Genomic DNA, 14485 nt, shown 5'->3' on the forward strand with positions numbered 1-14485 from the left:
ATTAAAACGGTTGAAACTGCTCGAAATCTACGATACTGGTCTCGCCATAATAGCGGCCATTATACTCTCTCACGCTGTGACGAAGCCCGATGGCGAGAACATCACCCTCCTGCGCTGTAAACTTGTCTACACCCTCGCCAAAGAGTCGGGCTACATAACGGTCGGGATGCACTGCATTCTGCATACTCTCCACTACCACCTCACGTGATTTCCAGGCATTGCCAGTCTGCTGGCTCGTGCCACTCTGAATGTCAAGAAGCTTGACAACTTTCATTTTCTCCATAATCTTGTACTTTTTAAGAAATTAAACACTTATTCGTCTTTCGGATTTTCGTCGTTGATAAGAAGAGCTCGCTTGGTGATTCTCACCTCAAAAGGAAATGCAAAATCCTCATCTTCGATTTTCAGCACACTACTTCGAACGAAATATCTATACAATTCTTTGTCCTTCATGAGCGGCTCCACATATTGATGAATCCACTTATAGACGAATTTCATTTCAGAAGTCTGAATGAGCTGCAAATCTTTCAGCAGCTGTCCATCCACGCAGCATATTCTGCGGTTACAACATATCGGACCTTTAGCAGAACGCTTACCCCTTTGTTTCTTGCAGTGACAGAAGTTGAATTTGGAATCAACATTTTCAATCTCTTCTGTAACATAGAAAATCTTCAGTTCCCCTTCTGAATCTGCCATCGCATCGAACGTTTCGGATGGGGTCAGATTAAACAGCCGCATGATGTCTGCAAGGGGATAATATAGCTTGCCGTCTATCATGACCACTCTCAGAGTAGAATAACTGCGATGTCTGAATACAAATGCTTCTCGCGCCATTTTTTATTACATTTATTTTATGTTGGGGCTGCCACCATTAGCCAGATTCCATATCCCGGAAGTGGTTCGAAACATCCGGAAAAAGAAACGCCCCGCAACCAGACTTTATCATCTGATTGCGAGGCAAAGATACCGCGAAAATTCGAATAATATGTAAAAAAAATACCTCCATACATCGTTTGGTGTATGAAGGTATATGAAGTTTTCTACTTGGTATATGAAGTATGGTATATGAAGGTATACCTAGTAAGTTGCAAACCATGCAGACCGGAACTCTTCCCGGCATTGCATCCGGTTATCATTGTCTTTCTGCAGAAAAGCATCTATCAGCGTATCTCTCCATCTGATATACCCCTCAGCCTGTCTGTCTTGGCCGGATATCTTCTCCTCTGTCCATTCATCCAAAGGAATATTCTTCAGACTGTCGAGCACCACAGACCCCTTGAAGTTTTCCGTTTTCCACTTCCAGCCATAAACGGCTTTTACCCATCTTATGAAATCAGCCTGAGAAGCATCTGTGAATTTATAACGTTTAAAAAACTTCCACACGACAAACCAATGAGCAATACGCACTTCCCCATTCTGGTCTTCCATTGAAATCAGACGATACAAAGCCTGCTTCACCTCCTCTATTTTCAGTGAAGGATGAAACTTCTTGTCAATCTCAACTTTAGGAAGGCTGACCATACGGCCTGCAGTACTGGCAGCATCGTTTTCTGCACGCTGCTCTGACACAGTCTTGCCTATCAGGTTGACAGGCGATACCGTCTGGCTATCCTCTCCATTTCCCGATAAATTTACATTGACCGTACCAAAGATATTCTGCTGTGCAACATATTCGTAGTAGGTAGCACCGCGACAAACAATCACCTTATTCCCGCTCATGATTTACCTCCTTTGTGTTTTTATATTGTGTTCAGAACCAGGCAGCAACTTCCTTTCATTCTCAAGTGGATGAATATTCTGCTGATCAACGTGTTCGTAATATACCCCGTCTTTTCCAACAATCACTGTTGTTTTCTTATCATCCCCCTGTTCTTTCAAAGCCTTTTCGCGACGGGAAGAAATTCCCCAAATCATGTTTCTCAATTCACCAGATATGGCATCATTACTATTGAAACAATAATCCACTATGTGTTTTAAAACATTCTCACACATGGATTTCTGAGTCTCATCTTTAACCATCTTTAAATCAGAAGCATACTCAACACCACAGGAAATCATCTTTTTGGCAATTTCCTCTTGTGCCTTATGAATGGCATCCTCCTCTTTTTTCATTTGAGCAGTAGCCGTTTTCCTTTTGGCATTTCCAGTCTTGCGCTTCGTAGTATTCTTTTTCTTCTCCAGTTCCGTACAGGAAGAAAACAGGTCATCATCAGCCCCTGCTGGGTATGAAGACAACTCCTTTGAGTCTTTTTCTGGACTCAGGAACTCTCCTGCCATGATTCGCTTGGAGAGATCATTGTAAATATCGTCAGTAATTAACATTTTATTTTCTATTTAAGTTTATTGTTTTTAAAAAAGACAATCTTCTGGAAAATCATAAGGCTGTGGTCTGAGTGATTCTTCCTTTGACCATTTTAAAAAAGCCAGTTGTTCTTCCTTTGTCTGATATAATCTCAGCTGACACTTATAATCATTCAAACTATAGTGGCGAACAACCTTTACCCATAAATCCCCTGAAAAGTATTGCGGAGACAGAGGATGTGGGCGCAAATCTGTATGATAACGATAAGGCCATTTTTCTATGATACCAGGCAGGTCGAATAAAAAAGCATAACGTTCATACTCCTCAGAATGAAGTAAATCTTCATCAGGTTCATTTGCAGCTCTGAGTTCACTTCTAAAGTCATCCAGGAAAAGAATCATTTCATTACTTTTACTCTCTTGCAGGGTCAATATTGCATAAACCATCCATTTGATAAGCATTAGTTCCCTATAGGGGCATTTAACATTTTTTTCTTTATGGTACCTTTTATAATCTTCTAACCATATTTCCCTAATTTTTGTATCAATATCGTCATCAAAATTCGTCTCATCCACGGCTTCTGAATTAAAAAGGCAGGCGGCAACATAATAGGCGGCATTGAATGCAGGAAGCGAATTCTTCATTCTATACTTACCAGCTTTATGACCAGTCATAAATATCTGCTTCAGCAAAGCGTCGAGCGATGCTGGATTCTTGGTGTCAAAGTCTTGTAGACTCAATCTTTCTCCATAATATAGGCTATGGAACCATTCAAACGGATTTTTCATTTTGTTTATTTTTAAAGTTTATAAAATTGCAAAAGCCCACCTGGAGAGAGCGTTCACTCTGCCAGGCGGGGCTTGCGTTCTTGTTTGTTAGTTTAATATCTCGCAATGAGATAACTTTCTAGATCTCAGATATTTAAAATATCAGAAAGCTGTCAAGTTTGTATTTCTGCTCCAAAGGTACAATTTATTTCTGAAACTCACAAGCTTTTTTGAAAAAATATATATACCGCATACCTAGATTTTTATGCAGGAAAAATACTTGGTTTACTGACACTGACACTGACAGTTCAAAATTCCGCAGGTAGTAAAAGAGTAAGAAAAGAAGTTATATTTATATATATAATATATTATATATATAAATATAAAATAATTCTAACTACTTTCCACTCATCAAGTGCTACTAGCGGAAAATCGAACTGTCAGTGTCAGTGTCAGTAACTCTATGCTTCTCAACCCCTAACTCTATGCTTTCTGCCCCACAAAAATATGAGTTAGGTTTATTAACATTTGTTTTTTTTGAGTTTTGCTAAAAACGCCCCCAAAACGATACATCAAATTTGGAGGTATCGAAAAAAAGTTGTATCTTTGCATTGTCATTAGAAGAAAGGCTGCACTCGGCATAGTTCAAGCAAGCTTGACTCTGCGCTCGTTTGCACTTTCTTTGCACCGTTGTTAAGAGATAACTGCTCCACTGTTGAAAGACAGGCGAAATGCAGGTATATGACAACTGCATGGACGTTCTGAGGGATAGGCGCCAGCCCGATGAACGAACTGAAAACTGAATTATTAACCCCTTTAAAAATTAATTGATTATGGGACTTGGAACTAGTAAGTATCGTAAAGTAATGCGTACCCCACAAAGTGGTGAGAACGCTGGTAAGAAACTCTGGTATGCTACTGCAGTGAGCGACCGAGAGATGAACTTCGAGGACTTCGTAACTCACATCTCTGAACACAATTCGCCTTACAGCCGAGGCACCATCCACGGAGTGCTGATGGATACCCTCGACTGCCTGAAGGAGCTGATTCTCGACGGCAAGAGCGTGAGACTCTCCGACCTCGGCCTGTTCTCCATCGGTATGACCTCGCGCGGTGAGGAAACCAGAGAGAAGGTGACGGCTGCAAGCGTGCAGGGGGTTCACCTGATTGTGAGAAATACCAAGAACTGGAGTAATGCCGAGCTCAAGAAGCTCACCAAGATCGTGGCATACGATGAGTATGTAGCCGGCGAAGGAGGCGGAACCTCCGGTACTCCTGGCGGAGGCTCAGGCTCCGGTGATACCACTCAGGGTGGCGGCGGCACTCAAGAAGGCGGCGGCTCTCAGGAAGGCGGCGGAACCCAGGAAGGCGGTGGCGGTAACACCGATAGTGGTGACGTAGGCTTCTAGGCATAGCCCCTTCGGGGGCTTTGCTCAGGTACTGAAACTGAATTAATCACTAATAAATTCGAGTTTCGCAAGTGATGGAATTGATTGAAGTTAAAGAAGTTATCACTCCCTACGGTCGTTCCTTCTAACTTCCCTAACTTCACTTAACTTCCCCATATGCGAAAGTTCAGTTAATCACTAATAAATAATCACTAATGAAATGAAAATGAAGCGTGAAACTTGGAAGACAATCATTCAGATCTTGTTGTCAATCGTAACGGCAGTAGCCGCATCGCTCGGAGTAACGAGCTGCATGTAATAGCAGTAATGTGCTGCATGTAATAGCAGTCATGTGCTGCATGTAATAGCTGTAACGAACTGCATGTAAATTTAGGTTCTTAATATCCTCTCCATTCTGAAAGCCCTCTCCTGTTTCCCCATGTTCAGGAGAGGGCTTTTGCAGGGGCAAACGAAAAAATATCATTTCCTTTTAAGGTATGCCGTGATGGCAAACCAGATATAGGCTACCAATAATACATAGCCGATATAATATAAAGTAAGCACACTGAAGATGATGTAATCCATGGCGCAGACACTAGCCAATCCGCCCAGATACAAGACTCCTTCGCCCCATGGCAACCGATGATACACCTCATCTACGCAAGCCAGTCCTACTATGACAACAGCCCATACAGCAGCAAGGAAGACTCCCAGGATGCGGGGTACGGCAAAAGGATTGAGCGTGGGATGGAAATAGAAATGTCGCCATGTTTCCGGTTCGAAGGTCTGAATGGTGGCATAGAATGCAGCTGAGATTGCTACCAGTATGACCAGTGCCGTAGGATATGGAGAATCTATATCATTGTAATGCACTATATAGATGTTGCTGCAGCTCACCTTGCGTATCAGGTAAGCTATGGCTATCACAACTATAATGACCATGAAAATCAGTAAATGCTCATTACTGAATGTCATGATAAACTCAGATATCGGGTCGGCAGGAACAACCTGTTGCAGCATTTTCGATTCCCGTGTCCAGCCGAATGTATTATCTTCTGTTGCAAGCTGAACCCATACGGAATCAATGGAATCCTTTGGAACCATACGGATATCCGTTACTACCAACAGCATGTCTTTCTTTACTGCAAAAGAATCTACCGGCAATTCACTCATCAGTTCCTCAGGCTGTTGCTTGACAAGTACGAGTGAATCCTTGAATACCATAAAGTTGAATTTATTGGTATAATGGTGCGTCGTAGAAAAGGAAATGGAATCCAGCTGCTTGTTGCTATATTCAATGAGTGCAGCATGCTGCTGATGAGAATTATAACGATGATAGCAGCTACTGAGCATCATTGTGATGCCCAGTAACAGTAAGATGTATATGTGTTTCATTCTCATCATTTTCTATCGTTTATGAATTTAGTCAGAATATATGTTCATCTGACAAACGTTGCACGCAAATTCCAGTCTGAACCTTCTGCCATCGCCCAACTCCAGATAAAGCGGTTCTTTCCATGTTGGCTTCCTGCCACCACGCTTTACGCAATAGCCAAGGGAGTAGCGGATGCAATGGCGACACTGCATGATGAGGCAATCGTCAGTCTTCGTGCCTTGAATGGAGGTCTTGCTTAATTCGAAGGCATTCTCCGTATGATTCAGCCCATGCTGCTTGTAAAACTCATGTGCACTCTTGTTGGCAATGTTGTAGAGATAACCAAATTTGCCATATTCCCTCTGCCAGACTTTCACTTTGTTATCTCCTTCCGCATTACTCAGATGGCAGGAAACAGTCTTTGCTTCTGATGAAATATCAGCATTCTTTTCGATGTCTTCCATCAGATTTCTGCGCAACTCAGTCAGTACGCTGCTCGGAATGAAATAGTTGTCAGCCTGGTTCTTTATCTCCACTTTCCTGCACTCATAGATGGTACCGCCAAGCTTACTGAGCTGTCTGACGATATTATCATGCTGAGGCTTTTGAGCCGGATTGTGTTCAAAAGCCACAATACCCTTGCCCAGATAGTTGGAATCATCAGAACCCCATCCTATTCCCTGTTCTCTGATATATTGCGCTTCGGCAGAGAATCCGCAGTGACCATCCTCATCATACAGACTGAACGTAATCCTGACAGGAATCTTTCTTTCTGCCGTTTTTCCTGCGAGAATCTTTTCAAAAGCCTGGTCATTGTTACGGTACAAGCCCATTCCCGGACGTAAGTTCATCGGCATTTTCAATGGGTACAGACGGTTGCCCTGTGCACGGTTCACGCGGAAACCTTCCAATTCGTGCTCATCATTGATGAAGCACAAGCCATCACCATTGGTAAAACTGGCGATACTGGCTACATTGAAACTGTTGCCACGGATTTCCTTGACCTTGCCTACAAACTCGCCGATTGCCTTCGGAGTATCGAAACTTGCAATATCCGGCTGGCGTCCTTTCAGGAAATAGTTTGTAAAACCACGATTGAATGTCTTCTTTAAATTGGCTTCAAATTCATATCGTGGACGTCCAAAAGACGGGCGTGCATACTTCTGGGGATGTTTCCTGCAGATTTCATCAAGGCGCTGGCTATAGGCTGAAACAACGTTCTTGACATAACCTGCATCCTTCAATCTTCCTTCTATCTTGAATGAGCAGGCACCCGCATCAGCCAAAGCCTCCAGATTGTCGATTTGGCACATATCCTTTAAGGAAAGGAGATGACGCTGATGTTCTATTTCCTTGTTGTCCGCATCCAGCAAGTTGAACTTCATGCGGCAGAACTGGGCGCATTCGCCACGGTTGGCTGAGCGGCCAAAGCACCTCTCGGAAGCATAGCATACGCCGGAATAGCTTACGCATAATGCACCGTGAACAAACACCTCCAGGTCCATATCCGGAACAGCCTGATGTATGTCGGAGATTTCCTTAACGGACAGTTCTCTTGCCAGGACAGCACGGTTGAATCCCAGAGCCTGAAGCCATTTTACCTTTTCAGCACTTCGCGTATCGCATTGTGTACTAGAGTGTAATTCCCTTGTCCAGGTGAAGTCTACAGCTGAAGGACCCTTACCCTGCAATGCATACAATACTCCCATGTCTTGCAACAGGAGAGCATCAACGCCAGCCTCCTGCAAGTCACGGATCATATCCAGCGTATCATTGAGCTCAGAATCATAAATGATGGTATTGACAGTAACATGCACCCTTGCCTGATATTGATGGGCATAGCGGCATAGCTGTCTGATATCATCCAGAGAATTGCCGGCTGCAGCACGTGCGCCAAATCTTGGTGCACCGATATAAACAGCATCTGCACCATGGTCAATGGCTGCAATTCCACATTCAAGATTCCTGGCTGGTGCCAAAAGTTCCAGTGTTCTCATTATCTATATCTTCTTAAACTTTAGCTTACTTGATATCATCAATATTGTATGGTGTCTCCTGGTAAACGTAATAGTTGATCCAATTGCTGTAAAAGAGATTGGCATGGGCACGCCATGTTACCAATGGTGCCTGCATCGGGTCATCATTATAATAATAATTCTTCGGCAAGTCAACATCATCACGTTTTCCCATATCCCGTTTATACTCCTTGTCAAGCGTATTTGGGGCATATTCCAGATGACCGGTAACAAAAAACTCTCTTCCACCTCGTGCCATCACGATACTGACTCCACTTTCCTGTGATTCGGCAATAATATCGAGTCCCGGAACCTTGATGATATCCTCACGGCGCACTTCAGTATGGCGACTATGCGGCATGTTGAAATAATCATCGAATCCGCGGAAAATAGGAAGAGTAGAATCAAGCGGCTTCTGTGGAAATATACCAAACATCTTTTTATCCAGCTGATATTTTGGAACTCCATAGAAATGGTATAATCCAGCCTGAGCACCCCAACAGATATACAATGTTGATGTAACGTGGGTGCGTGCCCAATCGAATATTTCCGTGATTTCCTTCCAATACTGCACATCTTCATACTCCATGGTCTCGATAGGTGCACCAGTTACAATCATGCCATCAAACTTCTGTTTAGACAATTCCTGGAAGTCCTTATAGAACATCATCATGTGTTCTATAGGTGTATTCTTTGGAGTATGACTCTTCAGTTTCATGAAATAAACTTCCAACTGGAGTGGCGTATTGGAGAGCAGACGTACAAGGTCTGTTTCCGTTGTAATCTTAAGTGGCATCAAATTGAGCACACAAATCTTCAATGGACGAATTTCCTGGCTATGAGCACGGCTTTCATCCATGACAAATATATTTTCATGCTTCAGCAATTCTATTGCAGGAAGCTTATCTGGTAGTCTTAATGGCATATTCTGTTTTTCCCTTTCTTTTTAATTTGGTGCAAAGTTACTAATTTTAGGCGATTTAAACAAAAAAAGGATGCTAAATTTCTATAGCATCCTTTAATTAATTACGATTTATTCATTTTACCAAAGTTCCAGACGCTCATTCTTAGGAATGAACATCTTGTCGCCCTGCTTTACACCGAATGCCTCATACCAGGCATCAATGTGAGGAAGAGCACCATCTACACGCCACTTGCCAAGCGCATGAGGATCGTTCTTCACACGGTTGCGAATCTCCTTCTCGGTGATGTTCTGACCCCATACACCTGCGTAAGCAAGGAAGAAGCGCTGATCAGCAGTAAAGCCATCCTTGTTCTTCAAAGGCTTCTTGGCTGTCGCATTCTTGAATGCATTGAAGGATACCATCAAACCTCCGTGGTCGGCAAGGTTCTCACCCAATGTAAAGCGACCGTTGGCATTCAGGTCTGGCAATACCTTGATGTTGCTGAAGAAATCAGCATACATATCGGCACGCTTGTTGAAGCCCTCTGCATCAGCAGCGGTCCACCAATCCTTCAAGTTACCGCTGGCATCATACTGGCGACCCTGATCGTCGAATCCGTGAGTCATCTCATGACCAATCACTACACCAATAGCACCATAGTTGAATGCCGCGTCTGCCTTGGCATCAAAGAATGGATACTGAAGGATACCTGCAGGGAAGCAGATCTCATTGGTGGTAGGATTATAGTAAGCATTCACAGTCTGTGGAGTCATATACCACTCATCTCTGTTGACTGGCTTACCAGCCTTCTCAGCAATCTCCTTATTGTTGCGGAACTGACGGCAGGCCATCACGTTCTCATAGAAACTCTTGGATGGGTCGATGGTAAGCTTGCTATAGTCGGTCCACTGGTTAGGATAACCAATCTTGACATAGAACTTATCGAGCTTATTGTGGGCAGCAGCCTTGGTCTCTGCACTCATCCACTTCTGAGCATCGATACGCTGACCGAGACTCACCTGGAGATTCTTGACCAAAGTCTCCATCATCTTCTTGGATGACTCAGGGAAGAACTTCTTGCAGTAGATTCTGCCGAGTGCCTCACCCATCTGAGCATCTACCTGAGAGGTAGCACGCTTCCACAATGGATGGTCTTCCTTTCTGCCACTCATGGTCTTGCCGAAGAAATCGAAGTTTGCCTCACGGATCTCATCGGTGAGATAAGCAGAAGAGCTGCCGATGACACTCCACTCCATCAATGCCTTCAAGGTCTCAGCATCCTCAGCAGCAGTAATCTTGTCGTAACCAGCCATGAATGCAGGCTGACCCACAATCATCTCCTGGATATATTCACTCTTGATGCCCTCGCCGTTAGCCAATGCCTCGAGAGGGATGTTTGGATAATTCTCCTTGAACTGCTTCAGGCTCATCTTGTTGTAGTTAGCCTGTGGGTCACGGAGTTCGGTACGGCTCTTGGAGATAGTAGCAAGACTGGTCTCGTGGAGGAATACCTTCTGTGCCTTCTTGGCTGCATCGGCAGCAGAGAAGCCATAGAGCTGGAACATCTTTGCCACGTAGGTCTTGAAAGCCTCACGGATAGCTACGGTAGCAGCATCGTTGTTGAGGTAATAATCCTTGGAACCGAGAGTCAAGCCACCCTGCATCACATTGTAAATGTTCATGGTAACGTTCTTCTCGTCAGCACCGAAACCGGTACCGAAACCTACGCCCAAGCCCTGCATGGCATACTTCACCTGCAGTTTCTGGAGCTCAGCCTTGTTCTTGGCAGCTGCAATCTCGTCGAGGAGAGGCTTTACAGGAGCAATGCCCTCCTTGTTGCGGCGGTCGATATCGAGCGCCAACTTGTAGAAGTCGGAAAGCTTCTGCTCGATGGTTCCAGCCTTGTAGGTCTTCTTCTTGAGCTCATCAAGGATAGAGTTGATACGCTTGTTGTTGTTCTCAGCCAACTGATCGAAACTACCATAACGGCTGTAGGCAGCAGGCAGCGGATTGTTCTTCTGCCAGCCACCGGTAGCAAACTGATAGAAATCATCAGCAGGCTTTGCTGTCTTGTCAAGATTGCTCAAGACAAGTCCCGACTTGTTCTGGGCATCAGCAGCCAAAGGCATGGCTGCGAGCATCATCATCGGAAGGATAAACTTCATTTTCATTTTCTCGTTATTTATTATTGATTTAATTATTCAAGTTTTGAAAGTTCAGGAGTTAAAGAAGTTAAAGGAGTTATCGCTCCCTACGGTCGCTGAGGAGTTAAGGCATTAGTCTTTTTGGCGTAGTTTTTAAGCTGCAAGACATACGCCTTAACTCCTTAACTCCTTTAACTTCCTGATATGCGAAAGTTCAGTTAACTATAAATTCTTGATTTCCTCCAGCTCTTCTGAAAGCATCATCCAGTTCTCGTTTTCCTCATCCAGGCTCTTCATCAGCTCGGTATATTCGGTAACGAGTTCCATATTCGTAGCGTTCTCAGGCTTCATCAGGAGGGCATCAATCTCAGCCTTGCGGGTTTCGAGCTTTTCAATCTTCGTCTCGCATTCCTTCACCGCCTTCTCAGCCTTGCGAATCTTCTTCTGCTGCTCCTTGTGCTCGGCATAGCTGAGCTTGCCGGAGGATGCCTCGGAAGAATCTGCAGATGATGATGAAGATGAAGAAGATGATGGAGATGAAGAAGATGATGGAGATCCGGCAGATGACATATTCTGACTTACGCCCTGACTGGCCAGCGCCTGACTGATGCTCTCGGCATTGTGGGCACGGAGATAATCGTAGATACCGCCCAGATGCTCACGTACCTTACCACCGGCAAACTCATATACCTTATCTACCAGTCCGTCGAGGAACTCACGGTCGTGGCTCACGATGATAGCGGTGCCGTCGAATGCCTTGATGGCTTCCTTCAACACATCCTTCGACTGCATGTCGAGATGGTTGGTAGGCTCATCGAGAATCAGGAGATTCACCGGTTCGAGCAGGAGCTTGATCATCGCCAGACGACTGCGCTCTCCTCCACTCAACACCTTGACATACTTCTCGGAAGTTTCGCCACCAAACATAAAGGCACCCAGCAGATCGTTCACCTTGAGACGCATCTCGCCGGTAGCCACATTGTCGATGGTCTGGAAGATGGTAAGCTTCTCGTCGAGCAGCTGTGCCTGGTTCTGTGCGAAATAACCAATCTGCACGTTATGACCTATCTTGAGATTGCCCGTAAAAGGAATCTCACCCATGATACACTTCACCAGAGTAGATTTACCCTCGCCGTTCTTACCTACGAATGCCACTTTCTCGCCACGCTTGATGGTAAGGGTCACATGGTCGAAGACGGTATGATCGCCATAATCCTTTCTCACCTCATCGCAGATGACAGGATAATCGCCGCTGCGGAGACAAGGAGGGAACTTGAGATGCATCTGCTTGGTATCCACCTCGTCCACCTCGATAGGAACGATTTTCTCCAACTGCTTGATGCGGCTCTGCACCTGTACAGCCTTGGTTGGCTTATAGCGGAATCGCTCGATGAAGTCCTTGATATCGGCTATTTCCTTCTGCTGGTTTTCGTAAGCGCGGAGCTGCTGCTCACGGCGCTCGGCACGAAGAACCACATACTCATCGTATTTCACCTTGTAATCCTCTACCCTTCCGCAGGTAATCTCCAGGGTGCGGTTGGTTACATTATTGATAAAGGCACGGTCGTGACTTACCAGCACCACCGCCTTGGCACTCTGAGCCAGGAACTGCTCCAGCCACTGGATACTCTCGATATCGAGGTGGTTGGTAGGCTCATCGAGGAGGAGCACATCCGGCTTCTGGAGCAGGATCTTTGCCAGCTCGATACGCATACGCCATCCACCGGAGAACTCCCGGGTAGGACGGTCGAAATCTTCACGGGTGAAACCCAGACCGCTCAGGGTTCGCTCTATCTCAGCCTCGTAGTTTTCACCGCCCATCATCATGTAGCGCTCGTGCTCCTGGGTGAACTTCTCCACCAGCTGGGCATAGCTCTCGCTCTCGTAGTCGGTGCGGTCGGCCATTTCCTGCTGCATCTTGTCGAGGCGCGCCTTCATCTCGGTATTGTGGGCGAAAGCCTTGCGGGTTTCCTGCTTCACGGTGGTATCATCCTGCAGTTTCATCACCTGAGGAAGATAGCCGATAGAGGTTTCATTAGGGATAGCCACCACACCGGAGGTTGGCTTCTGCAAGCCACAGAGAATCTTCAGCATCGTAGATTTGCCGGCACCGTTCTTACCTACCAGGGCAATGCGGTCGCGGTCGTTGATTACGAAGCTTACATCATTGAAAAGTGGCTTTACGCCAAACTCTACTTTCAGTCCTTCTACTGAAATCATACTATTTTACTTTGAACTTTGAATTTTGAACTTTGAACTTTGAACTTTATGATTAGCAGTTCTGTTATTGCTCTGACTTCTTCTCCTTACGGAATGAGCAGGGAGGAATCTCCATAGCTCAGGAAGCGGAAATCATGAGAGAGGGCATAATCATATACCTTCTTCCAATCACCATGCAGGAAGGCACTCACCAGGAGAAGCAGGGTGCTCTGAGGCTGATGGAAATTGGTTACCAGCATCTTCACTATCTTATAGGTATAACCTGGAGCGATGATGATCTGTGTGCTGGAATGCAAGGCTTCCAATCCGTTGCGGTCGAGATAATCGACGATTGCCTGGATAGCCTGCACCGGACTGATGCCATCCACCAGATTGCCATCTGCCGACAACTCGTATGGATCCCACTGTTTTACATGCAGGTCCTCTTCACTTGCCTCAGGATGCTTGATGAGATGCACTCCCATATAGTAGAGACTCTCGATGGTGCGCACGCTGGTGGTTCCCACGGCGATGACCTGGCACTCGTGCTTGATGAGCTTCTCCAGACTGCGACGATGAACCACGATATATTCGGTATGCATCTGATGACCTTCTATCTCAAGACTCTTCACCGGCTTGAAGGTTCCCGCTCCTACATGAAGGGTTACCTCTTCACGGTCGATGCCATGCGCATCCAAGTCCTGGAGCACCTCATCGGTGAAATGCAGACCGGCTGTTGGGGCAGCCACGCTACCCTTGATCTTGGAATATACAGTCTGATAAGTGGTCTTGTCACTTTCTTCTGTCTTGCGGTTCAGATAAGGAGGGATAGGCAACTCTCCCACTACCTCGAGAATCTCGGCAAAGGAAACATGCTCGTTGTCCCAGTCGAAATCCACCCAATAGTTGGTGCCACCACCCTTGGCTACCATCTCTGAAGCCTCTACACTGAGGGCATCTCCACGGCGCATGGTAGCAGAGAGAGTAAGCTGATGCCCCTTAATCTCGAAGTCTCGCTTCAGGCTTCCCTCTTTCCATTTCTTCAGGTTACCAATCATACAGAGCCATGAGCAGTGACCCGATGTCTGGAACATCAGCTCATAGTCGGTAGGTGCAGCAGGTTCCATCAGGAACACCTCGATGAGTGCTCCCGTCTCCTTGCGGAAATGCATGCGCGCCTGGATTACCTTGGTATTATTGAATACCATCATGGCACCCTTTGGCAGATAGTCGGGAAGATGGAAGAACACATCGTCGCTTACCTCGCCATGCTTATAGACCAGCAGTTTACTGTGGTCGCGCTGTGAGATAGGAAACTTGGCGATGCGCTCATCAGGCAAATCGTAATTATAATCGCTTATCTTAATATGTTTTGTATCCATTATGTTTT

General features: G+C 45.5%; 13 protein-coding genes. 2 read left to right on the top strand and 11 right to left on the bottom strand.

Features of this window, described 5'->3' with window-relative positions; all coding sequences use genetic code 11:
• Nucleotide 1: 1 nt before the first annotated feature.
• The 5 genes from ACTQ53_RS04420 to ACTQ53_RS04440 form a co-directional block, all read right to left on the bottom strand.
• Nucleotides 2-283: a DUF3127 domain-containing protein gene (locus ACTQ53_RS04420; protein ID WP_441932208.1), complete on the bottom strand. Its 282-nt coding sequence runs from the start codon at nucleotides 281-283 to the stop codon at nucleotides 2-4.
• A gap of 29 nt (nucleotides 284-312) precedes the next feature.
• A complete protein-coding gene (locus ACTQ53_RS04425) occupies nucleotides 313-834 on the bottom strand; it encodes a hypothetical protein (RefSeq protein WP_441932209.1) in 522 nt (173 codons plus the stop codon).
• Between the two features lie 243 nt (nucleotides 835-1077).
• Nucleotides 1078-1719, bottom strand: a complete 642-nt coding sequence (locus ACTQ53_RS04430; protein WP_441932211.1) for a hypothetical protein — start codon at nucleotides 1717-1719, stop codon at nucleotides 1078-1080.
• A 3-nt stretch (nucleotides 1720-1722) separates the two neighbouring features.
• Nucleotides 1723-2322 (bottom strand): hypothetical protein, encoded by a 600-nt coding sequence (locus ACTQ53_RS04435; protein ID WP_441932212.1) that lies wholly within the window; start codon nucleotides 2320-2322, stop codon nucleotides 1723-1725.
• A gap of 27 nt (nucleotides 2323-2349) precedes the next feature.
• Nucleotides 2350-3090 (bottom strand): hypothetical protein, encoded by a 741-nt coding sequence (locus ACTQ53_RS04440; RefSeq protein WP_441932213.1) that lies wholly within the window; start codon nucleotides 3088-3090, stop codon nucleotides 2350-2352.
• A gap of 812 nt (nucleotides 3091-3902) precedes the next feature.
• On the opposite strand from ACTQ53_RS04440, the gene ACTQ53_RS04445 reads away from it, so the two are divergent.
• Complete coding sequence (locus ACTQ53_RS04445; protein WP_441932184.1) at nucleotides 3903-4478, top strand: HU family DNA-binding protein; 576 nt, start codon at nucleotides 3903-3905, stop codon at nucleotides 4476-4478.
• 205 nt (nucleotides 4479-4683) lie between these two features.
• Nucleotides 4684-4776: a smalltalk protein gene (locus ACTQ53_RS04450; protein WP_153121823.1), complete on the top strand. Its 93-nt coding sequence runs from the start codon at nucleotides 4684-4686 to the stop codon at nucleotides 4774-4776.
• A 161-nt stretch (nucleotides 4777-4937) separates the two neighbouring features.
• Here ACTQ53_RS04450 and ACTQ53_RS04455 read toward each other — a convergent pair whose 3' ends face one another.
• The 6 genes from ACTQ53_RS04455 to ACTQ53_RS04480 form a co-directional block, all read right to left on the bottom strand.
• Nucleotides 4938-5861 (bottom strand): zinc ribbon domain-containing protein, encoded by a 924-nt coding sequence (locus ACTQ53_RS04455; RefSeq protein ID WP_294967623.1) that lies wholly within the window; start codon nucleotides 5859-5861, stop codon nucleotides 4938-4940.
• A gap of 18 nt (nucleotides 5862-5879) precedes the next feature.
• Nucleotides 5880-7829, bottom strand: coding sequence for a peptidase U32 family protein (locus ACTQ53_RS04460; RefSeq protein WP_441932214.1), 1950 nt, complete (start codon nucleotides 7827-7829; stop codon nucleotides 5880-5882).
• A 25-nt stretch (nucleotides 7830-7854) separates the two neighbouring features.
• On the bottom strand, nucleotides 7855-8772 hold the full coding sequence (metA, locus tag ACTQ53_RS04465; protein ID WP_293628777.1) for a homoserine O-acetyltransferase MetA: 918 nt from the start codon (nucleotides 8770-8772) through the stop codon (nucleotides 7855-7857).
• 117 nt (nucleotides 8773-8889) lie between these two features.
• A complete protein-coding gene (locus ACTQ53_RS04470; protein WP_441932216.1) occupies nucleotides 8890-10923 on the bottom strand; it encodes a M13 family metallopeptidase in 2034 nt (677 codons plus the stop codon).
• Between the two features lie 195 nt (nucleotides 10924-11118).
• Nucleotides 11119-13116, bottom strand: coding sequence for an ABC-F family ATP-binding cassette domain-containing protein (locus tag ACTQ53_RS04475; RefSeq protein ID WP_441932217.1), 1998 nt, complete (start codon nucleotides 13114-13116; stop codon nucleotides 11119-11121).
• An 86-nt stretch (nucleotides 13117-13202) separates the two neighbouring features.
• The gene (locus tag ACTQ53_RS04480; protein ID WP_441191720.1) at nucleotides 13203-14477 is read right to left on the bottom strand and encodes an S-adenosylmethionine:tRNA ribosyltransferase-isomerase; all 1275 of its coding nucleotides are present in this window, start codon (nucleotides 14475-14477) and stop codon (nucleotides 13203-13205) included.
• Nucleotides 14478-14485: the final 8 nt, after the last annotated feature.

This window comes from Prevotella sp. Sow4_E9_plate, from assembly GCF_052116205.1.
Taxonomy (GTDB): Bacteria; Bacteroidota; Bacteroidia; order Bacteroidales; family Bacteroidaceae; genus Prevotella.

Bases quoted from the DNA above. Each gene is read 5' to 3' on its own strand.
- ACTQ53_RS04475 (WP_441932217.1), bottom strand. From the start codon at position 13,116: ATGATTTCAGTAGAAGGACTGAAAGTAGAGTTTGGCGTAAAGCCACTT.
- ACTQ53_RS04455 (WP_294967623.1), bottom strand. From the start codon at position 5,861: ATGATGAGAATGAAACACATATACATCTTACTGTTACTGGGCATCACA.
- ACTQ53_RS04445 (WP_441932184.1), top strand. From the start codon at position 3,903: ATGGGACTTGGAACTAGTAAGTATCGTAAAGTAATGCGTACCCCACAA.
- ACTQ53_RS04425 (WP_441932209.1), bottom strand. From the start codon at position 834: ATGGCGCGAGAAGCATTTGTATTCAGACATCGCAGTTATTCTACTCTG.
- ACTQ53_RS04420 (WP_441932208.1), bottom strand. From the start codon at position 283: ATGGAGAAAATGAAAGTTGTCAAGCTTCTTGACATTCAGAGTGGCACG.
- ACTQ53_RS04430 (WP_441932211.1), bottom strand. From the start codon at position 1,719: ATGAGCGGGAATAAGGTGATTGTTTGTCGCGGTGCTACCTACTACGAA.
- ACTQ53_RS04480 (WP_441191720.1), bottom strand. From the start codon at position 14,477: ATGGATACAAAACATATTAAGATAAGCGATTATAATTACGATTTGCCT.
- ACTQ53_RS04435 (WP_441932212.1), bottom strand. From the start codon at position 2,322: ATGTTAATTACTGACGATATTTACAATGATCTCTCCAAGCGAATCATG.
- ACTQ53_RS04470 (WP_441932216.1), bottom strand. From the start codon at position 10,923: ATGAAAATGAAGTTTATCCTTCCGATGATGATGCTCGCAGCCATGCCT.
- ACTQ53_RS04440 (WP_441932213.1), bottom strand. From the start codon at position 3,090: ATGAAAAATCCGTTTGAATGGTTCCATAGCCTATATTATGGAGAAAGA.
- metA (WP_293628777.1), bottom strand. From the start codon at position 8,772: ATGCCATTAAGACTACCAGATAAGCTTCCTGCAATAGAATTGCTGAAG.
- ACTQ53_RS04450 (WP_153121823.1), top strand. From the start codon at position 4,684: ATGAAGCGTGAAACTTGGAAGACAATCATTCAGATCTTGTTGTCAATC.
- ACTQ53_RS04460 (WP_441932214.1), bottom strand. From the start codon at position 7,829: ATGAGAACACTGGAACTTTTGGCACCAGCCAGGAATCTTGAATGTGGA.